Below are 19,396 nucleotides of genomic sequence, written 5' to 3' on the forward strand. Positions count from 1 at the left end.
CTGTACTGGCGCATTGTCTCTAAGGCTGCCTCAAAAAGATGTGATTGATTTCAACAGGTTATGACTCCTTCGGATTTGCGAGACTCGATGGAGAACACAATGGCCTGGACCAAAATCACCCGCCGGCAATATGCCGGTGCACAGCGCCCGACATTTAGGATCGCGACGGTGCTCCCGATCTCCTGAGAACCATCCGCCACAGGTGACCATGGTTGCTGCATGTCTTCGCCGATGGTGGCTATGCCGGCTCGGACGACGCGAAAGGCTTTGAGGTTCTGTCGCGTCGATGGGGGATCGAACGGAACTTCGCCTGGCTCGGCAGATGCCGCAGGTTGGCCAAGGACGTCGAACGCTCCATCGCATCATCCGAAGCGTGGATCATGATCGCCCACATCCGTCTGATCACACGACGGCTGGCAAGGTGTGGATATCGTTGAACGCTTTTCGAAACCGAATCTAAGGACGCTGACCGTTATAGCCAGTCTTACTCGTCTGACTTGGGGGTAGTAGCTGTGGATAGGGAGCGATCCCGTCGCCTCAGATGACCCGGCCGCCCGTTCAATCAGCGGAAGATTTTTGCAGCCAATGCAATAGTGTTTTGTTTCGCTCCCGGTTCATCCCGAGTGGATAGAAATGCATAACGTTGTCTCGGAGTTGGAGAAAAGAAGACGGTGATGCAGCCGCACCCGGCCAGCTGCCAAACAGACCGCTCTTGGTCACCATGAGGAGGAACATATGAAAAATCGTGTATTGAAGGCGGCGTTGCTTGCTGGTTTGGCTGTCTCGGCCACTCTGGGCTTTGCCGGAACTGCTCTGGCGGATGGGGAGAAATACGTTCTCATCCATCATTCGCCTGACAGTGAGACGTTCTGGAACACCGTGAAGAACGGTGCCAGCTTGGCCGCCGAAAATGTCGGAGCGACCGTGACCTTCCGCAACCCGCCGACCGGCGACCTGGCTGACATGGTGCGCATCATCCAGCAGACCGCCGCCGAAAAGCCGGACGGGATCATCGTCACTATTCCCGATGTCGAGACGGTCGGCGGCGCCATCGAAGACGCGGTTGCCAAGGGCATCCCCGTAGTCACGATGAACACCGGCACGGCAGAAGAATCCAAGAAGCTCGGCGCCCTGCTTCATGTCGGACAGCCCGAATTCGACGCAGGCAAGGGTGCCGGGGAGCGCGCGAAGGCCGCCGGCATCACTTCGTTTCTCTGCGTCAACAGCCTCTTCCCCAACATCGCGGGGCAGCAGCGTTGCGAGGGCTTTGCGGCAGGCCTGGGTGTGCCGCTCGGCGATCAGATGATCGACTCGGGTACCGACGCGACCGAAATCGCAAACCGTGTGAAGGCGTACCTTTCCAACCACCCGGATACGGGCGCTGTTCTGACTCTGGGGCCGATGACCGCCCTGCCGACGATCAAGGCGCTCAAGGATACCGGTTTGGCCGGCACGATCTTTTTTGCGACCTTCGACCTCACTCCGGAGATCTCGCAGGCGATCAAGGATGGCGTCATCAACTTCGCCATCGACCAGCAGCCGTTCCTTCAGGGCTATCTGCCGGTGATCACCCTCACCAACGACCTTCGCTACGGCGTCCTGCAGGCGAACTCGGTGTTGTCCGGTCCCGGCTTCGTGACCAAGGACAACCTGGCTCTCGTCGAGTCGCTCGCCGGCAAATACCGGTAAGCGAACGACCTCCGTTTGGAACTTACGACAGCTTCAGGGTATCGCAATGACCACGACAATCGGCGCTGACGAGCGCGTTAAACACACGTCAACTGTCCGCCGGGCGCTCGTCCGTCCCGAGCTTGGAGCCATGGGCGGCACCATCGCGGTGTTCGCATTCTTCATCATCCTTGCCGGCAACACGCAGATGTTCGCCTTGGACGGGATCATGAACTGGAGCACCGTTTCGGCGCAATTCGTCGTCCTCGCTGTCGGCGTCTCGCTGCTGATGATCACCGGCGAGTTCGATCTCTCGCTAGGTTCGATGGTCGGCTTCTCCGGCATGATGTTCGGTCTGCTGGCTGTCTATGTTGGCTTGCCTGCGTGGGCGGCCATAGGCGTCACCGTACTAGCTTGCGGTCTGATCGGGGCGATCAATGGCCTGCTGGTCATTCGGACCGGACTGCCTTCGTTTATCGTCACGCTGGCCTTCATGTTCATTTTGCGCGGCTTGACGATCTGGAGCGCGATCACCTTCAATAAGCAGCCGGTCGTGTCGGGGATTGCCGATATCTCCGCAGGTGATCCCGTAGCCTGGCTTTTTGGCGGCAAGGCACTCGGAGCGCTGTTCGCATGGCTCGGAGAGCAGGGGTGGATTGCGACCTATACCCGCGGCACCCGAATGGGACAGCCGATCGTTGACGGCATCCCGATGTTGATCATTTGGGCTATCGTTATGGTGATCGTCGGCCAGTGGGTGCTCACCAGGACTAGGTTCGGTAACTGGATCTATGCGGCCGGTGGCGACCCTCAGGCTGCGCGGTATATCGGCGTACCTGTCGCCCGCGTAAAGGTGGCGATGTTCATCGTTGCGGCGTTGTGCGCCACGCTCTTGGGAATTTCCCAGGCGGTGGAGTTCGGCTCGGCTGCCTCCGACCGGGGCATGATGAAGGAGTTCGAGGCAATCATTTGCGTGGTCATTGGGGGTGCTTTGTTAACGGGCGGATATGGCTCCGTTATTGGCGCCGCGCTGGGGGCCGTCATCTTCGGCGTCGTGCAGCAGGGTCTGTTCTTTACCAATGTCGAGAGTTCCCTGTTCCGGGTATTTCTCGGATCGATCCTCCTCGCCGCCGTTATCGCCAACACTTACATCCGCCGCGCGATCACCGGAGAGCGATGATGTCCGCACCAATTCTTGAAATGACCGATATCCAGAAGCACTTCGGTCACATTATTGCCCTCTCGGGCGTGTCCTTCGATGTCAAGGCAGGCGAGTGTCACTGCCTGCTCGGCGATAATGGCGCGGGCAAATCGACGTTCATCAAGACGATGTCCGGTGTACATGCTCCCACGCACGGCGAGATGAAAGTTGAAGGCGAGCCGGTCCACTTCACCAGCCCCCGGGCGGCGCTGGCCGCGGGAATCGCAACGGTCTACCAGGACCTGGCAATGATCCCGCTGATGAGCGTGAGCCGCAATTTCTGGCTTGGCCGCGAACCCGAAACCGGCTTTGGCCCTTTCAAACGGATCGACTTCAAGAAGGCCGATGCAATCACGTTCGAACAGATGCGCGAAATGGGCATCAACCTGCGTGAGCCCGGACAAGCCGTCGGGACGCTCTCGGGCGGCGAGCGTCAGACGGTGGCAATCGCTCGCGCGGTCTATTTCGGCGCCAAGGTTCTCATTTTGGATGAGCCGACATCTGCCCTAGGCGTGCGTCAGACGGCCAATGTCCTGTCGACCATCGACCGTGTGCGGAAGAAGGGGGTAGGGGTGGTGTTCATCACCCACAACGTCCGACATGCCCTTGCTGTCGGCGATCGCTTTACCGTCCTCAATCGTGGCAAGACCCTCGGCACGGCCGATCGCGGCCATATTTCCTCCGAGGAGCTTCAAAGCCTGATGGCAGGCGGGCAGGAGCTCGCCGAGCTCGAAGCCTCGCTCGGAAAGACGGTGTAGCGTTTCCGATCGAAATGCCCGACCGAGGGAAAAACACCATACGGTTGAGGCATAGCTGGCGAGGTGGATGACATCGCTCGTCACCTCGTCGAGGGTGCAGTTCAACAAGGTTTGACCGCCCCCGAAGATTTGCGGGTTTTTGGAAGGGATGACCGTCAGTGGCGCCATTCCGTCGTTTCAGGGAGAAGGAAATGACCTACGCGATCGGCGAAAGTGCTGAATTTGGTATCGCCTGCCTGGGCATCACGCATCCGCACACCTCGGGACGCGTGAAGGCATTTCAGCGCATGCCCGGAGCTCGGCTGATGGGAGCGTACGACGACAGTCCGCTGCTCACCCCCTTCGTCGACGCTCTCGGGCTGGAAGCCAGAACAAAGGAAGCGATCCTCGCCGATCCCGGCGTCCACGCGGTCCTCGTGCATCCCAAGAGCCACAGCATGGCCAACCTGACCATCGAGGCGCTTGAGGCCGGCAAGGCCGTGTTGTGCGAGAAGCCAGCGGGACGGGGGTCTGCCGATACCGCCCGGATCGTCGAGGCCGTTGAGCGGACGGGCGGACTGTTCCAGGTTGGTTACTGTTGGCGTTTTGCTCCTTCGGTGGACAAGATGCAGGAGGTTCTTTCGAGCGGCCGGCTCGGCAAGGTGCTGCAGGTGAGGGCGCATGCGGGCTGCTCGCACAATGAAGCCGCCACGCCGCACATGAACCAGCCCGGAGATATTGGCGGCGCAATGTTCGTTATTGCCTGCCACCTGATCGATCGGATTCTGCTCCACTTCGGCGTGCCCCAAAGCGTGAACGCGCGGATTACAAAATTCGCATCGGCTTTCGGGAGCAACTCCCGCGAGGACGCCGGCGGTGCGATCCTCAATTATGCCGACAAGCTCGTCACCGTCGACTTCATGTCGTGGGATCCTCTGTCCTGGACCGAAAGCTGGGATCTGTCGGCATATGGAACGGAGGGCATCATGCACTCTTGTCCCTTGCCCTCGTCCTACAAGATCTATGACAGTGGCAGGAACGGGTTCCAGCAGGGTTGGACGGAGTGGCGTGAGACGAGCTTTCCGGAAATCTGGGCCACCAAGAAGACCGTGTACTCGCCGGAGATCGCAGAGATCGGCAACCCGATCTACTTCGACCGGGAGGCAGCAGCTTTCGTCGGGTCGCTGAGGTCTGGGTCGGCCGCGGCCGTTTCGGCGACACAGGCGCACAACGTGAACCACTTGCTCGAGGCCCTGTTCAAGTCGTCCGCTCTGTCCGGCGCCGAAGTGGAGGTCGCCGTCTGAGTCCAACAATTACCAAGCCCGGGGTCTTCGGCATCGGGCTTGTGTGGTGCACCAGGCCGTGGCGCGGAGCGCCGTGATCGGGCTGCCTTCTCATCATCGATTTCGTGCCGTTCGCGAGCGCAAAGTCGAAAGGAGAAGCCACATTCGACTTCGTTTTGAAACCTATTTAGCTCGCGTCCTCCCAGGCGCATCAGCGAGGCAGCACCCCTCGGGGGGCGTGCAGCCTCGCTCTTTTTTGGGGAGTTTGAGCATCGTCCTATGGACAGGTTCTCCGCTGCTCCGAACGCGCATGCGAAACTGACCGTACAGTCTTGCCGGGCCGAAATTTGTACCTTTGATTTCTGGCCGGAAAACGCTACCGAAGCTGCTAAGCACTCTGTCTGGAAAGGCGAAAGAGTTCACGGATCAGCACCGTTATTTTGATAGGAGTCGTGAGCGGTCTCTTCAACCGTGTCATGGCTAGGAACCATTCAGGTGTGCCGCAGCGACAGCGGCACACCCCGGCGTCATTTCATCTAGGCGTTCAGTTGCACGAGGATCTTCATCTTGATGCCGGACGGATCGAGGAGGGGCTGGAATCCCTTCTCGATGATATCGTCGACGGAGATCGTTTCGTCGATCAGGCGCTCTACAGGCAGGCGTCCGCTCTCGATCATCGAGTAGATCCTTGGCCACAGCGTCGTCGGATAACACAGGGACCCCTGCAGACGAATGTCGCGGGTGATGAGGTCGAACGGAGTGAACTCCACCTTCGCATTTGTGAGCCCAATAAGGACCACCGTCGCCTGCGGGCGGACCGCCTTGATGCAATCGGTTATGGCGCGAGGATTGCCTGCACACTCGATGGCGGCATCGAAGCCGAGGCCTTCGAACGTGTTGTCGCGGGCGAACTGCCCAAGCGAAACTGCGGTGGGATCCACCGTGACGACCGTGATACCAAGGTTCTCGATGCGCTCGCGCCGGGTAGCGTTGGGTTCGCTCACGACGATCTTGCCGGCGCCAGCGACGTGCGCCGCCATGACGGCGAGGGCGCCGATCGGGCCGCCGCCGGTGATCAGGATCGCCCCCCCAGGCTCCAGGCCGCTTCTGTCGATGGCCGTCACCGCAACCGCAGCAGGCTCGACCATTGCACCCTGTTCGTAGCTCAGCCCGTCCGGCATTTTCACCGTGGCGTAGGCCTTCATGACCGCATAATCGGCAAAGCCACCCCAGTTCCAGGGCAGGCCGGTGGCAGCGCCCCGCGTCCCCAGGAAATGCAGGCCGCGTACCCCGAAGTATCCGTCGGCCGGTCCCATGTGGGGCTGGATCGCAACACGGTCGCCAGGACGCAGGTGTTTGACGTCTGCGCCGACAGCTTCGATCTCGCCGCTGAGTTCATGCCCCAGGATCGCCGGGATGGAGGCCCCGGAAAAGGCGTTCGGCACGTCCGAGATGAAATGTGGGCCATCGGCGAACTCATGCAGGTCGGTACCGCAAATGCCGCAGAACTTGTTCCGAACGAGCACCTCGTCCGGTTGGAGCGCCATTGGCTTGTCGATATCTTCGACACGTACATCGCCTTTGGCATAGAAACGAGCTGCTTTCATTTCGAGGTTCCTCCTACAATAGTGGTCGACCGCCTGGCCGTGGAAATCAAATGAAGCACCAGCGCCGCGGCTGGACCAGCAGCGCCGGCAACCACCACTCCAAGCCAACCCTGGCTCTCGAACGCCCAGACGCCTACGCTCGCACCAAGTGCGCCCCCGACAAAGAACATTGCCATAAACAGCCCGTTGAGACGGGAGCGCTGTTCGGGATGAGCAGAGAAAAGTTCACGCTGGCTCATCACCAGAGAGACCGGCACGGCGCCGTCGAGCACGATTGCCCCAAGCGTCAGGACGATGACACCGATTGCGCCGCCGGATGCACCGAATGCCACGATGACCCAGGCCAGAACCCCGACCGCGAGGGCGATCGTCGTACCGGGAATGATGAGTCCGCGATCGGCAATCTTGCCGGCAACGGGAGACATGGCGGCGCCGCTCGCTCCCGCGAGCGCGATCAGACTGACCTGCAAATGGTTCATTCCATAAGCCGACCCGAACAACAGCAAGGGTAGCGCGGTCCAGAAGAGCGTATAGGAGTAGAACATGAGGAACTGGTAGGCCGCGCGACGCTGCAATAGCCGGTTGTTCGTGGCCGCAGAGAACAGGGATCGGATGATGCCGGCATAGTTTGTCGTACTGTCCGGCTTCCGAGGCGGCATGCGCCGCCAGATCGAAACGGCCGCGAGGACGCAGACGACCGCCGCCAGCCCGAAGACCGATCGCCATCCGAGCGCGCCGGCGATCAGCGCGGAGACGGGCCGGGACAACATTATGCCGGTCAGGATCCCCGCCATAACCCGCCCGACAACCACGCCTTGTCGCTGCGGGTCCGCCAGAGCCGCAGCGTAGGGCAGAAGAATTTGCACCGATACCGAACCAACGCCGAGCCCGATGGATGCCAGCAGAAAAACGATGTGCGATTTCGTGACGGCCATTGTCACGGCCGCGATGAAGCCGATGGCCAGCACCGAAAGCGCCAGTCGGCGGTTCTCGAGGATGTCTCCGAGAGGGACGAGCAGCAGCAAGCCGCAGCAGTAGCCCAGCTGGGTAAGGGTGACGATCAGGCCTGCCCGCTCGGGTGACAGGCCTAGAGCGGCGCCGATTTCGCCGACCACAGGCTGCGCGAAATATAGGTTGGCGACGATCGCGCCGCAGACGCCCGCGATGATGAACTCGAGACCGCCCGCGATTCGAGCGGCCGAACCAGAGGGGGTCATGTCAGACGATGGAGCGGACAGAGCCGCCATCGACGCCCCAGACGGAGGACGTCACATAGGACGCCAGATCGGAAGCCAGGAACACGACGACGTTGGCGACCTCTTCCGGAGTGCCGAGGCGCTGCAACGGCAGCTGGCGAAGCTTCATCTCGTGCTCGACGGCAGCATGCGGTTCCATCTTGTGATACTTGCCCATGGTCTCGGCGAACCCGCCGGGCTTGTCCCAGAAGGGCGACCAGATGGGACCGGGCGCCACTGCGTTGACGCGGATCTTGGGTGCTTCTGCGCGAGCCAACGCCTTGGTCAGGGCGAGAATCGCAGCCTTGGAAACAGAGTAGTCAACGGGAACCGGTTCGGGCTGGCGGGCGAGATCCGAAGCGTTGTTGATGATCACGCCACCATTTTCGCGGAGGATCGGCAGCGCCTTCCGGATTGCCCGAACGTAGCTCATGAAGTTGAGCGACAGGGTCGACTGCCAGGCATCATCGTCGACGTCGTCGAAGCTGCGAACCGCGCCGGCGCCGACATTGTTGACGAGTATGTCGACATGGCCGTCGAGCGCCTCCAAAAGCTCGCTCATGCCGCCATCGACGCCATTCGCGGTCGAAAGATCCGCCTCCGCGGTTATCGCCGCGCCATCGTGCTGCCGTACCCGTCCGGCCACTTCGTCGAGGCCTTTGGCGTCGATATCGAGAAGGCCAACAATCGCGCCCTCCTTGGCGAAGGCGAGAGCTGTAGCGCGCCCGATACCGTTGGCCGCCCCGGTGATTATGACCTTCTTGCCGCTGAGCCCAGATTCCATTTTTTCCTCCTATAAAAAATAGCTCTCAGACTGAGGCGCCTTCGGCGCCGGTCCGGAAGTCGAAGCCGGTGGTCAGCCCGCCGTCAGCAATGATGTCCGCACCCAGCAATGCGGACGCCCCGTCGGACAGAAGGAAGAGAGCTGCACGCGCAACTTCCTCGGCCTCCAGGATCCTCCCTTGCGGTTGTCGGTTGGCCCGCGTCGCGACAAACTTCTCGGTGTCGGTCGCGCTTTCGGCGTGGCGCTTGAAAAGTCCTGCCATCATGGGCCCGGGGCTCAACACATTGATGCGAACGCCCTTGCGGGCATGATCGAGAGCCGCCGTTCTTGCCAGTTGGCGAACCGCCGCCTTGGAGGCGTTGTAGATCGCGAGCTGCTGCTCGGCGAGGCTGGCATTGATCGACGCGACTGCGACAATGGATCCGCCGCCTGCCGCCTCCATGCGAGGGATGAGCGCCGCCATTCCGAGCGCCGTGCCAGTTAGGTTGACGGCCATCACCTTGTCGATGGTCGCCCGGCTCAAGCTGGGAACGGCGGCCACGTCGAGGATCGCCGCGCAGGACACAAGGCCCAGTGAGCCAGGGCCGGCGCTATCGATGGCCGAGGTCACGCGATCCCAGGTTTCGCTTTCGGCAATGGACGCGGTCACCTGCTGGTAGCCAGCCCGTCCTTCGAGCTCCGATGTCGCGGTGTCGACCCCGACAACGCGGCAGCCCTGGGCCAGCAAGAGCCGTCCCACATCGAGTCCGAGGCCGGACGCCGTGCCGGTGACAACAACAGTATCGGGAAGCGAGAATTGAATGGATGGCATAACCTTACTCCATAACCGGGGGGGAGCCGGCCCAAGCCCGCTGAAGCAAGCGTTCCAACGGCTCACCTTCGAGCGGACGCGGGTTCCAGTAGGGATTGGAAAGGGCGATCGAGCAGGCTTCCGAAATGCCGTCCTCCGGCATTCCGATATCCTTCAACGCTCTGCGCGCACCAACGGCGCCGGCGAGGTCGTAGAGCGCGAGGGCAGGGTTCTCGGAACCCAGAACGCCGCGAAGGCGGTCGATGACGTCGGGGATGGCCGATGCATTGTAGGCGAGGGCATGCGGTAAGACGATCGTGTGCGTCTCGGCATGGGGAAGATCGTAAGTACCGCCGAGTGTGTGACATAGCTTGTGGTGCAGCGACATGCCGACCGCGCCGAGGCAAACGCCGGCAAGCCATGCGCCATACAGAGCCTTGCGTCGAGCGTCCGTGTTACCTGGATCGAGGCTAATCGCCGGAAGCGCTCCAGCGAGAGCGGCGATCGACTCGCTCGCCATGAGGTCGATGATCGGGTTCTTATCCCTTGCGTAGAGAGCCTCGACGGCATGCGCGATTGCGTTGATGCCGCTCGTCCCTGAGAGCGATGCCGGCAGAGACATGGTCAGGTCAACGTCATAGATCACGACGTTCGGAAGGACCTTCGGCGTCGTGACGGTCTTCTTCACGCCATCCGCTGTTTCGCCGAGGATCGGGGTCATTTCGGAACCGGAATATGTCGTCGGAATGATGATCTGCGGAAGACCGGTGCGCAACGCCAGCGCCTTGCCCAGACCCGTGGTTGATCCACCGCCGGCGGCAAGGATCCCGTCAGCGCCAGTCTCCGCGGCGACCTTCATCGCTTCCTCTGTCACCGCGACAGGTGTGTGCATCGTGGCGCCGCTGAAGATACCGGCCGCCTTGTCTCCCAACCGGGAGGAGAGCGCCTCGGCCAGTTCCACCTGCTGGGGTGTGGACAGGACCAGCACTCGCTTGAGGTCAAGTCGTTCGACCTCGGACGGCAGGCTTTCGATCGTGCCTGTCCCGAAGACAACACGCGACGGGTTCGCGTTGTAGACAAAACGGTTCGATAGGCTCTGCATCTTCTTACTCCCGGTTGTCGACACGCAGGCTGAATGGATGGATGGAAATTGCCTTCCAGACATTGGCCTGATTGAAAGGGTCGGCCCTGTTGAAGGCTTCGACTTCTGCAACGCTCGAAGCATCAAAGACGAACAAGGAACCAATCATTGTGGTCCCGTCGGGAGCGAGAAGAGGACCGGAGATCACGGTCTTAACGCTTCCCGCCGCAAGGTATGCCCGGTGCGCAGCATAGTTTTCGAGGCGCCGCTCGAGGGCGTCCGGAAAATCGACACAGTGAACGGCAACGTGCATCGTCACTCTCCCGCGTTTGGTGTGTAATCAACCTGATAGCGCTGAACCCGAACCCCCTGGAGTTCATCACGGATTTTCAGATGCGCTGGGTGTTCCGCGTAAGCGGCGAGCGCCTCTGCATTCTCGAATTCCGTGTACAGCACCACGTCGCAAGCATAATCCACGCGGCTGAAATCGACGCCCACTTCGACGTGAAGAAGGCCCGGTACGACACCCCGCAGCGCTTCGAATTTCGTTTTCACGGCTTCGATGGACGCGGTCTTTTGCCCCGCGGGATCGGCGAGAAGGTTCCACATTACGATGTGCTTCACCCGAGCATCGTTTCGCATATCCATAGTTCGGTCCATCTCTTTCAGCATTCGAAACGTTTGGCTCGGCACATGTTCGCATTTGCTCTTCACGCGATGAACTGTAGATTTGCCAAAAGTCTTTTTCACTGGGGGCAAAAATGAGCGTCAGGAGTAAAGTCGACCGTTGGGCCGAGATCGAGTTTTTTGTAACCGTTGCTAGCGAACTCAGCATGACCCGTGCTGCTGATGTTCTCGGTGTCTCCGTGTCGAGCGTGAGCAGAAACCTCATGGCTCTCGAACGAAGGCTTGGAATCCGCTTGATTCAACGCTCGACCCGGAAATTGAGCCTGACGAGCGAAGGCGAACAGTTCTTCGTCAATGCCAAGGAACTGATGGCCAGCTGGGATGAAGCCGAAGCAGGCGTCGCGTCCAGAGCGCATGCTCCCACCGGCCGACTGAGGATCGGAGCATCGTTGTCGTTTTCATTGCTTCAGCTTATGCCCGTCGTGGAGCTGTTCCGGAACCGATACCCAAGTGTTCTGGTCGAAATAGTCGCATCAAACCGCTACTATGACATCATCGAAAACGGACTGGATCTGGCCATCCGATTGAGACGGGTAGAGGCTGACAGCTCGATCACCATCCGCAGGCTTGCAAGGTGTCGCCGATTGCTGGCGGCCTCTCCTGAATATCTGGAGCGGAAGGGCATCCCGCAACATCCAAACGACCTGCATCAACACGATCTTATTCTGTACACACTCGCCGATAACTGGAACGAACTGCACTTCAAAAAAGACGATCAGTCCGTGAAGGTCGAAGTCGACGGCATCATTAACGCAAACGACGGACAATTAATCCGCGAAGCAGCCCTGAAGGGCCTCGGGATATTGGCGCAGCCAACCTACATCATTCAAAATGACCTTGAGGCCGGGCGTCTGGTTCGCGTTCTGGATGACTGGCACCTGCCTGTATTGACCATGAATGCCGCCTTTCCGACGAAGGCGTTTCTCCCTGCCCGCACGAGGCTGTTCCTTGATTTTCTGGTCGAGCATTTCCGCCCCCATGACTTCGAGGCGGTGTGGATGAGTTGAAGCAAGGTGCTTTTTGCGCCGGGTGCAACACAGTTTCCAAAGACCGGCGCTTTTTCCCAATGATGCCAGGGATGTATGACGGATCGATCACGCTGGGGTTTGCCAGCCTTGCCTATGTAAGAAAGGGACTATCATGGCCGCGGGTGTTGAACTCCTAATTTCGTATTTCGCCATATCTGGCGACGTTCACCCCTTTGGACCCACCGAAATCAGCCCGCTCCCGTTCAAGGATCGCGTGGAAGCTGCCGCGCGTGCCGGTTTCGTAGGCTTTGGCCTTCATCCTGACGACGTGACGGCGACGAGGGACCAGATCGGCTATGCCGAGATGCGCCGCATTATCGAGGCCAACGGGATCAAGTATCTCGAGATCGAGGCCGTCGTCGACTGGTACAAGACGGGCGAGGAGCGCGCCAAGGCCGACCTGCTTCGCGCCCAGATTTTCGAAGCGGTGAACGAGCTCGGCATGCGCGACATCAAGGCGCTTCCCGGCTTTGAGGGAGGCGAACCCAACATCGAATTGATGGGCGAAGAGTTCGGCAAGCTTTGCGACCAGGCGGCGGCCACCGGAACTGAGGTCGTCCTGGAAATCATGCCCTGGTCCAACGTCCGCACGATCGAAGCCGGCGTCGGCATCATGGAGGTCGCGAACCGGAACAACGGCGGCCTGCTGCTCGACATCTGGCACATGGCGCGCGGGAACATCCCTTACGCCGACATCAGCAAGATTCCGGCGCACTTCATCAAGGCCATCGAGATCGATGATGCTTTGCGGGAGCCGCCTGTTGAGAATATCTGGGATGACACTATCCATCACCGGATGCTTCCGGGCGAAGGGGAGCTGGACGTGCCGGCCTTCCTGCGCGCAGTAAAGGCCGCGGGCTATGATGGCGTCTATGGCACCGAAGTCCTTTCGGCGGACCACAGGAAGCGTGGTCTCGATGAAATGGCTCGCCGCGTTTTCGAGTCGTCCATGGCTCAATTCGCCAAGGTCTGAGGGCGCTCTGGTGCCCACAGCACGATCCACCGTGATCGTGCCGGCCGCCTTGGCGTCGCTTGCAGACACTTTGCCCGCTGCGGGTTCCGGAGTACGACTACACACCGCATTGGGCTGGACTAGCAACCCTCGCTTCCGCAGCATTTACTGACGAACGTTAGGGAGGACCGACCATGATCCACTATTTCTCAGAAGAAAGCTCGGTCGAAACGGTCAACGCCCGCATGGGTGGCGAGGTCTCGCCGCGCATGGCGGAGGTAATGGCTTGTCTGGGCAAGCACCTGCACGCCTTTGCGAAGGAAATCCACCTGACGCAGGCGGAATGGGAGATCGGCATCGACTTCCTGACCAAGACCGGAAAAATCTGCTCGGGCGAGCGCCAGGAATTCATCCTGCTTTCTGACGTGCTGGGCTTTTCCATGCTGGTCGACGCCATCAACAATCGCCGTCCCGCAGGGGCGACGGAGAACACTGTCTTCGGACCGTTTCACGTCGAGAATGCCCCCGTCCGTGAGATGGGCGAGAACATTTCTCTGGATGGGAAGGGCGAGCCCTGTTTATTCGAAGGTAAGGTGATCGACCTTCACGGTAACCCGATCGAAAGGGCATGCGTCGATGTCTGGTCAGACAATGCCGATGGCTTCTATGACGTGCAGCAGCCAGGCATCCAGCCCAAATGGAACAACCGTGGCCGCTTCCTCACCGGCGAAGACGGTGCCTATGCCTTCCGCGGAATCAAGCCGACCTCCTACCCGATCCCGAACGACGGGCCGGTTGGAAAAATGCTCGGTAAAATGGGGCGCCACCCCTATCGCCCCGCACACATGCATTTCCTTGTCACCGCGCCGGGCTTTCAGAAGCTGGTGACTCACACATTCGTCGGGGACGACAGCTATCTCGAAAGCGATGCGGTCTTCGGCGTGAAACAGACACTGATCGCGCCGTTCGAGCGGCTTGACGGGGCCGATACGCTGTGGCGGTCGCCATTCGATTTCGTGTTGACCCCGGTGTGAAGGACGCACCATCCCGAACTGACGAAACACTCTACCCCAGCGTACGCGAGCAGTTGGCGAAGACCTTGGGGCCGGTACGCGACATGCTGTGCCATGAACTTTCGGTCGATGTGCCCGCCTGCCAGTTCGCCATGCTGCCCGTGTACGCCGTGCTGGATCCGCGCGTCAACGTCGAGCTCTCGATCATGCCCCGGGCGGAGCGCACGCGTGACCTACTCATGTCTGTGTGCGCCAAGGTGGAGGAGGCCTTGGCGCAATCCGCTTGCGATGACACTAAGGCGCAGAATATTGCGGCCTGATCCGCTTTTGCTGACGCAACGCCTCGACCAGCTCGCCTATGTGTCGGTTGCGAGATTCAGCCGGTAGCGCGTCGCCTTGCGCTCGCCGGTGCGTAGCAATGCGCCCTTCTCGACCAGGTCGGCAAGGTCGCGGGTTATAGTCGAGGGCGGAGCGCCGGTGATCGTGGCGTAGTTGCCGGCGCTCAAACCCCCGGTGAAACATTCAGGCCCCTCGGCCAGCATGCGAAGAAGGACGTTCTCCTGTCGCTCGTTCAGCGCGCCACGCAGCCCGTCCATGAAGCGCGTCTTTTCGATCAGGAAGCGGACCAATTCGTCCGCTGACATCTGGGCTTCGAGCGCCCGATCCGCGAACCATGAGAGCCAGTCATCGATGACGAGCGTGGAGCTCGCCGCCTCCAGCATCGCGTAATAGTCCTTGCGGTGTCTCAGCAGCGATTTCGATAATGCGCTGAAAGTCGGGGTGGAGATCGCTCGTGCAAGTGCGTTTTCGGCGATCGCACGGCCGATACGGCCATTGCCGTCCTCCACTTCCAGCGCATCGTCGGTGCCTATGTCGGATCGGCCCACGGTGCCGGCCAGTTCTACTCCCGGGCCGTCACCGAGGCGCGTGACGCCACCGCCAAGGGATCTGCCGACGCCCGCGACGAGGATCTCGACGGTCCCGTCGGCTATGACAGCGCTGCCCAGCGCAAGCGCGAGTTCGCAGCCGACATGGGCGTCCATGCGCATGCGCTCCGGATGGCTGCCGAAGGCACTGTGGCCGCCTACGAGCAGATCGTAGGTGAAGCCTGGAAGCCTTTCGATCGTCCGATCGACAAACCCGGTGAGAGGCTCGACCGCAAGGCCGCCGCGGCGCAGATGTCGGCCTTCGATTGAGACCGACCTGGCGGAGCTTCGGCTCCCCTTCATCGTACCGGGAACAAGCCGTCACCTCACGGGCGGCGGCTTTCGTGTGTCGACATCGCGGTGAAGTCGCATCAGAAGAGGTGAACGAGAAAGAAATCGATGCGAGAGGCAGGCGCTATCGTGGCCCGTCCCTTCTGTCGCTCCTGCAATCGGCCCTCCGCGACGGGGCCGCGATGGGCGCGGCCTCCTCGAAAAAAACGGAGGTCTGGAACATGACCAGGAAATAGCACGACCCATGCCTCTGCGCGGAGGCACTTGGTGGGTAAATATATTCTTCGAAAGCGATATATTGGAGTATCGCAATATGAGTTTCACTGCTTCCTAACAAAAAGAAATGGGAACTAAGCGGTCGCAAATGGCGACCTGCTCTACGAAGCCGGCGAACCGGAACATCCCAATACTGTGATCGGGCCGAGCTTAATATTCGGAGCGCCGACGAGCTCGCTTGGTCACGATCGCCATTTCCTCACGGCTCTCTCGTTGGTGCCGTATCGCCGTGCAAGCGCAGCGGTTGAAGCTTCGGATAACGGTGGCTCTGCTCGAACGGTGTGCGTGGTCTTGGCGCTGCCCGTGAAGAAATTGCCCATAGAAACTCCCTCTGTGATCGCGACAAGAATACGCCATCACACCCCGGGACTAAAACGCCCAGTGTACGAGGGTGAGCATGGATATCTGCAGGTGCGAAAGCCGAGGGATATGTAATTCTCGACGCCGAAGGCGTTGACATTTAAGCGCCAGCCGTATGTATAAAGATTACAACATGGTGTGAGATGAAGTGAATGCTAGCGATCCTCGCAGACGATCTGACCGGCGCGCTAGACTCGGCAGCGCCGTTTGCCGGCCGGGGTCTCTACACGGAAGTTGCTCTTCATCAGGAAGCTATCGCCGACATCGTGAAGAGCGCCCCCGACGTCCTTTCAATTAACCTTGATACTCGTGAGATTAGTCCGGACGAAGCGCGGGCAGCTACCGCTGCCGTCGTCGCTCTGTTGCCGGCGGGAACGCGGTTGTTCAAGAAAGTCGACTCGCGGCTCAAGGGCAATATCGCCGCCGAACTTGACGCAATACCTTATTCTCGGGCCGTTGTTGCACCGGCAATTCCTCAATTTGATCGTTTCGTCGACGCCGGCAGAGTTACAGGTTTCGGTGTCGCTACGCCGATCGACATTGCCGACAGGCTTGGGGCGCATGCCGGTCGTGCGAGTGCGCCGGATACCCGTTCGTCCGCTGACATGGAGGCCGTTCTCCAGATTGCAGAAACCGACGGCACAGACCTATTGGTTGGCGCGCGTGGCCTTGCCGAAGCACTCGCGTGCCGGATGACGACGATGGCCAAGGCGCAAGCGGCAACCATCCCGGCCGGCCGGATCACCTTTGTGATCGGCTCGCGGGACCCGATCACGCTTGCGCAGGTCGAGCACTTGCGCATGAACTTGGCCTTACAATATTTGCCAGCCCCGAACGGTATCTTTAACGGATCCCCGGCAACCGATGCCGAATTAACGCTCCTTCAGGCGACGCCAGGCTCAGAAGGCGTGAGTCCGAAAGCCGTGGCGGATGCGTTGGCCGAGGGCGTGCTAGAATACCTTGTCCGCAATGACGGTACACTTCTTTTGTCTGGAGGAGCAACGGCGGAAGCAGTGCTGCGCCGACTTGGGCTGTCGCGAATGCGGCTGCATGGCGAATGCCTGCCGGGTCTCGGTCTAGTGTCCGCAAATGGACGTTGCATCATTGCCAAATCCGGCGGATTTGGTCAGCCGGACACGTTGAAGAACATTGCAGAAATGGTGCTGCGGAAGGCGGGTTGAGATATGGGACTGGAAACTGGAACCGTCCGAAGGGGGCTCGCCGATATCGTATTCGAACGCATGCTGCGCGCCATCAAGTCTGGTGCCTACAAGCCCGACGAGCGCCTGCCGACCGAACATGATCTTGCTGCAGAATTCGAGGTTTCTCGCCCGGTCATCCGCGAAGCGCTGAAACGCCTGCGGGACCAGAGCCTGATCTATTCGCGTCGCGGTGCCGGCAGCTTCGTCCGCTCGGTCGGCCTGCGAAATCCGCTCGGTTTCGGCCAGCTGGAAAATGTCGCCGACCTCCTCAACTGTTACGAGTTCCGCCTGACGATGGAACCAACAGCCGCCGCGGCCGCCGCAATCCGCCACGATGCCGACAGTCTGAAAGCGATCCGTCAGGCGCTGGAACTGCTGCGCGATGCCACGAACCGCCAATCGCATCGTGAGGACGCTGACTTCCAGTTCCATCTCGCCATCGCCCGCGCCGCGCAGAACAACTACTTCTCCACTGCCATGGAAGCGCTGAAGGACCACATTGCTGTCGGCATGAAGTTCCACGGCGCCTCGATCAAACGAGAAGCATCCGGCCTGTCCCGCGTGTTCGCCGAACATGAAGCGATTGCGACAGCCATCGCCAACCGCGACGAGGACGAAGCGCGACGCTTGATGCTGGAGCATCTGAAGGGCTCGCGTGAAAGGCTGTTCCAGTCGTCACATCAGTAGGGCGGTTGGCAGGTCCCCTCTGGCCTGTCGTCGCCCTTCGGCCCCATCACGAGGGGGCGGTCACCGCTTGCCTCAATTGGGCCTCGACTATTCGCCCAGATTAGCCCTCCAATACGATCCACTTCCCAAAAACAAAAAAGCGGCGCATCACTGCACCGCCTTCACCCTCAAGGCTGGCGTCTCAGAAGCTGGCCCGATATATTCCCAGAACGTCATCGACGCTCATATCGGCCGGGTTGTTGTCCATCAGGCGGCGGATGGCATGCGCATCCGCGGCAAAGCGCGGCAGGTCGGCTTCGGTCGCGCCGTGTTTCGCCAGTGACATCTCGATGCCGAGATCGGCACAGAAACCAATGGCCTCTGCGCGCAGGTTCGCCTGCGAAAGACCGTGACCGAGGCCCAGCGCCTGCGCCACCTCTGCGGTCTTTTCCTGCGCCACTGGCTCGTTGAAGGCGAGCACGTGCGGAAACACGATGGCATTGGCGAGCCCGTGTGGCAGGTGCAATAGCGTGCCGAGCGGATAGGCGATGGCATGACCCGCCGCCGTATTTACCGGGCCGAGGCAGATGCCCCCGTAATAGGACGCCAGCATCAGCCCCTCGCGGGCTTCGTGGTCGGATCCATCCCTCACAGCGCGGGCGAGATATTTGCCGACGAGGTGAAAGCCCATGCGGGCAAAGCCGTCGATCATCGGATGCGCGCGCTTGCTGGTAAATGCCTCGACGCAATGGGCCATGGCATCCACGCCGGTTGCAGCGGTCACGGCCGGCGGCACCGAATAGGTGAGTTCCGGGTCGAGCACGGCAAGATCGGCGATCAGATGCGGGCTTTCGACCGCAATCTTGGCGCCCTTGATCGGGTCGGTGATTAGCGAACGGATGCCCGCTTCCGAACCGGTGCCGGCCGTGGTGGCGATCTGCGCCAGACGCGTGCTGCGTCCTGCTACCTTGTTGGAGCCGGCGACATCGGCCAGCGTCTGCTCGCTGTCCCAAAGGGCAGCGAGCAGCTTGGCAACGTCCATGACGGAACCGCCACCGAGACCGACCACCAGATCCGGCGTTGCCGCACGCGCCGCTGCCAGCGCAGCGTCGAGCGTTGCAATCTCCGGCTCGCCGGGAATGGCATCGAACACGGCGACCTTGCCCGGCAGTTTCAGCCGGTCGACGAAGCCCGCGGTGATCGGCGTAGCGATCACCAGCGTCGAGGAAACCTCTCCGGCCCAGGTGCAGACCTCGCCGATCGTTCCGGCGCCGACGATAAGCCGTTTCGGCTGATGCAGGATGATGACGGGAACGCTGCTCATGCCTGCTCTCCTTTGCCGCCTGCAACCAGCTTGCGGGCGTAGGCGATGGCCGACAACATGTTACCGTGGTTGGCAACGCCCTTGCCGGCGATGTCGAAGGCGGTGCCATGATCGACTGAGGTGCGGTCGATCGTCAGGTCGACGGAGACGTTAACGGCTGTATCGAAGGCGACGAGCTTAATCGGGATATGGCCCTGGGCATGATATTGCGCGACAACGAGATCGAAGCCGCCGGAATAGGCCCGGGGGAACACCGTGTGGGCCGAGATCGGACCGTAAGCATCG

Annotated in this window: 19 protein-coding genes and 2 pseudogenes; 12 read left to right on the plus strand and 9 right to left on the minus strand. The window is 60.7% G+C overall.

Going from position 1 to position 19,396, the window contains the following annotated elements; translation table 11 throughout:
* Positions 1-143: 143 nt before the first annotated feature.
* From C9413_RS10390 to C9413_RS10410, 5 genes and pseudogenes are all read left to right on the plus strand, one after another.
* A pseudogene (locus tag C9413_RS10390) lies at positions 144-437 on the plus strand (transposase); the annotation flags it as partial.
* 298 nt (positions 438-735) lie between these two features.
* Positions 736-1,689, plus strand: coding sequence for a sugar ABC transporter substrate-binding protein (locus C9413_RS10395; RefSeq protein WP_040116302.1), 954 nt, complete (start codon positions 736-738; stop codon positions 1,687-1,689).
* Positions 1,690-1,735: 46 nt separating this feature from the next.
* Positions 1,736-2,848, plus strand: coding sequence for an ABC transporter permease (locus C9413_RS10400; RefSeq protein WP_040116301.1), 1,113 nt, complete (start codon positions 1,736-1,738; stop codon positions 2,846-2,848).
* Positions 2,848-3,627 carry an ATP-binding cassette domain-containing protein gene (locus tag C9413_RS10405; protein WP_040116300.1) on the plus strand — a complete coding sequence of 260 codons (780 nt, stop codon included), beginning with the start codon at positions 2,848-2,850 and terminating at the stop codon, positions 3,625-3,627. The genes C9413_RS10400 and C9413_RS10405 overlap by 1 nt, the downstream gene beginning before the upstream one ends.
* Positions 3,628-3,818: 191 nt before the next feature.
* Positions 3,819-4,910, plus strand: coding sequence for a Gfo/Idh/MocA family oxidoreductase (locus C9413_RS10410; protein ID WP_040116299.1), 1,092 nt, complete (start codon positions 3,819-3,821; stop codon positions 4,908-4,910).
* A 515-nt stretch (positions 4,911-5,425) separates the two neighbouring features.
* On the opposite strand, the gene C9413_RS10415 is transcribed toward C9413_RS10410, so the two are convergent.
* Genes C9413_RS10415 through C9413_RS10445 form a run of 7 tightly spaced genes read right to left on the minus strand, consistent with a single transcriptional unit; the run spans position 5,426 to position 11,058 of the window.
* Positions 5,426-6,496, minus strand: coding sequence for a zinc-binding dehydrogenase (locus C9413_RS10415; protein WP_170250432.1), 1,071 nt, complete (start codon positions 6,494-6,496; stop codon positions 5,426-5,428).
* On the minus strand, positions 6,493-7,743 hold the full coding sequence (locus C9413_RS10420) for an MFS transporter (RefSeq protein WP_082046755.1): 1,251 nt from the start codon (positions 7,741-7,743) through the stop codon (positions 6,493-6,495). Before C9413_RS10420 ends, C9413_RS10415 begins: the two co-directional genes overlap by 4 nt.
* Positions 7,715-8,515 (minus strand): SDR family oxidoreductase, encoded by an 801-nt coding sequence (locus C9413_RS10425; protein ID WP_040116297.1) that lies wholly within the window; start codon positions 8,513-8,515, stop codon positions 7,715-7,717. The genes C9413_RS10420 and C9413_RS10425 overlap by 29 nt, the downstream gene beginning before the upstream one ends.
* A gap of 25 nt (positions 8,516-8,540) precedes the next feature.
* Positions 8,541-9,326: an SDR family oxidoreductase gene (locus tag C9413_RS10430; protein WP_052451895.1), complete on the minus strand. Its 786-nt coding sequence runs from the start codon at positions 9,324-9,326 to the stop codon at positions 8,541-8,543.
* 4 nt (positions 9,327-9,330) lie between these two features.
* Positions 9,331-10,407 (minus strand): maleylacetate reductase, encoded by a 1,077-nt coding sequence (locus C9413_RS10435; RefSeq protein ID WP_040116296.1) that lies wholly within the window; start codon positions 10,405-10,407, stop codon positions 9,331-9,333.
* 4 nt (positions 10,408-10,411) lie between these two features.
* Positions 10,412-10,699, minus strand: a complete 288-nt coding sequence (locus C9413_RS10440) for a YciI family protein (protein ID WP_040116295.1) — start codon at positions 10,697-10,699, stop codon at positions 10,412-10,414.
* A 2-nt stretch (positions 10,700-10,701) separates the two neighbouring features.
* Positions 10,702-11,058: a Dabb family protein gene (locus C9413_RS10445; RefSeq protein WP_223844105.1), complete on the minus strand. Its 357-nt coding sequence runs from the start codon at positions 11,056-11,058 to the stop codon at positions 10,702-10,704.
* An 89-nt stretch (positions 11,059-11,147) separates the two neighbouring features.
* On the opposite strand from C9413_RS10445, the gene C9413_RS10450 reads away from it, so the two are divergent.
* The 7 genes and pseudogenes from C9413_RS10450 to C9413_RS10485 all read left to right on the plus strand — a co-directional run bounded on the left by C9413_RS10450 (position 11,148) and on the right by C9413_RS10485 (position 17,808).
* Entirely contained in the window at positions 11,148-12,080 is a 933-nt protein-coding gene (locus C9413_RS10450) for a LysR family transcriptional regulator (protein WP_170250433.1), read from the plus strand.
* A gap of 133 nt (positions 12,081-12,213) precedes the next feature.
* Positions 12,214-13,074: a sugar phosphate isomerase/epimerase family protein gene (locus tag C9413_RS10455; protein WP_040116293.1), complete on the plus strand. Its 861-nt coding sequence runs from the start codon at positions 12,214-12,216 to the stop codon at positions 13,072-13,074.
* Positions 13,075-13,247: 173 nt separating this feature from the next.
* Entirely contained in the window at positions 13,248-14,087 is an 840-nt protein-coding gene (locus C9413_RS10460) for an intradiol ring-cleavage dioxygenase (protein ID WP_170250434.1), read from the plus strand.
* Between the two features lie 53 nt (positions 14,088-14,140).
* Entirely contained in the window at positions 14,141-14,386 is a 246-nt protein-coding gene (locus tag C9413_RS10465; RefSeq protein ID WP_170250435.1) for a hypothetical protein, read from the plus strand.
* 531 nt (positions 14,387-14,917) lie between these two features.
* Positions 14,918-15,262: pseudogene (locus tag C9413_RS10475) on the plus strand (hypothetical protein); the annotation flags it as partial.
* Between the two features lie 809 nt (positions 15,263-16,071).
* Positions 16,072-17,100 (plus strand): four-carbon acid sugar kinase family protein, encoded by a 1,029-nt coding sequence (locus tag C9413_RS10480; protein ID WP_040116291.1) that lies wholly within the window; start codon positions 16,072-16,074, stop codon positions 17,098-17,100.
* Positions 17,101-17,103: 3 nt separating this feature from the next.
* The gene (locus C9413_RS10485; RefSeq protein WP_027664892.1) at positions 17,104-17,808 is read left to right on the plus strand and encodes a FadR/GntR family transcriptional regulator; all 705 of its coding nucleotides are present in this window, start codon (positions 17,104-17,106) and stop codon (positions 17,806-17,808) included.
* A gap of 181 nt (positions 17,809-17,989) precedes the next feature.
* Here the strand turns inward: C9413_RS10485 and C9413_RS10490 are convergent, their stop codons facing one another.
* Together C9413_RS10490 and C9413_RS10495 are read right to left on the minus strand one after the other, a co-directional pair.
* Entirely contained in the window at positions 17,990-19,111 is a 1,122-nt protein-coding gene (locus tag C9413_RS10490; RefSeq protein WP_040116290.1) for an iron-containing alcohol dehydrogenase, read from the minus strand.
* On the minus strand, positions 19,108-19,396 hold a 289-nt coding region (locus C9413_RS10495; RefSeq protein WP_170250436.1), incomplete at its 5' end, for a 4-hydroxythreonine-4-phosphate dehydrogenase PdxA. The genes C9413_RS10490 and C9413_RS10495, both read right to left, overlap by 4 nt.

The organism is Rhizobium sp. SEMIA 4085 (assembly GCF_013004495.1).
Classification (GTDB): Bacteria; Pseudomonadota; Alphaproteobacteria; order Rhizobiales; family Rhizobiaceae; genus Rhizobium; species Rhizobium gallicum.

Coding starts and splice junctions, on each gene's coding strand:
- C9413_RS10445 (WP_223844105.1), bottom strand. CDS start 11,058: ATGCTGAAAGAGATGGACCGAACTATGGATATGCGAAACGATGCTCGG.
- C9413_RS10460 (WP_170250434.1), top strand. CDS start 13,248: ATGATCCACTATTTCTCAGAAGAAAGCTCGGTCGAAACGGTCAACGCC.
- C9413_RS10450 (WP_170250433.1), top strand. CDS start 11,148: ATGAGCGTCAGGAGTAAAGTCGACCGTTGGGCCGAGATCGAGTTTTTT.
- C9413_RS10410 (WP_040116299.1), top strand. CDS start 3,819: ATGACCTACGCGATCGGCGAAAGTGCTGAATTTGGTATCGCCTGCCTG.
- C9413_RS10435 (WP_040116296.1), bottom strand. CDS start 10,407: ATGCAGAGCCTATCGAACCGTTTTGTCTACAACGCGAACCCGTCGCGT.
- C9413_RS10405 (WP_040116300.1), top strand. CDS start 2,848: ATGTCCGCACCAATTCTTGAAATGACCGATATCCAGAAGCACTTCGGT.
- C9413_RS10430 (WP_052451895.1), bottom strand. CDS start 9,326: ATGCCATCCATTCAATTCTCGCTTCCCGATACTGTTGTTGTCACCGGC.
- C9413_RS10440 (WP_040116295.1), bottom strand. CDS start 10,699: ATGCACGTTGCCGTTCACTGTGTCGATTTTCCGGACGCCCTCGAGCGG.
- C9413_RS10480 (WP_040116291.1), top strand. CDS start 16,072: ATGCTAGCGATCCTCGCAGACGATCTGACCGGCGCGCTAGACTCGGCA.
- C9413_RS10400 (WP_040116301.1), top strand. CDS start 1,736: ATGACCACGACAATCGGCGCTGACGAGCGCGTTAAACACACGTCAACT.
- C9413_RS10490 (WP_040116290.1), bottom strand. CDS start 19,111: ATGAGCAGCGTTCCCGTCATCATCCTGCATCAGCCGAAACGGCTTATC.
- C9413_RS10425 (WP_040116297.1), bottom strand. CDS start 8,515: ATGGAATCTGGGCTCAGCGGCAAGAAGGTCATAATCACCGGGGCGGCC.
- C9413_RS10420 (WP_082046755.1), bottom strand. CDS start 7,743: ATGGCGGCTCTGTCCGCTCCATCGTCTGACATGACCCCCTCTGGTTCG.
- C9413_RS10485 (WP_027664892.1), top strand. CDS start 17,104: ATGGGACTGGAAACTGGAACCGTCCGAAGGGGGCTCGCCGATATCGTA.
- C9413_RS10415 (WP_170250432.1), bottom strand. CDS start 6,496: ATGAAAGCAGCTCGTTTCTATGCCAAAGGCGATGTACGTGTCGAAGAT.
- C9413_RS10455 (WP_040116293.1), top strand. CDS start 12,214: ATGGCCGCGGGTGTTGAACTCCTAATTTCGTATTTCGCCATATCTGGC.
- C9413_RS10395 (WP_040116302.1), top strand. CDS start 736: ATGAAAAATCGTGTATTGAAGGCGGCGTTGCTTGCTGGTTTGGCTGTC.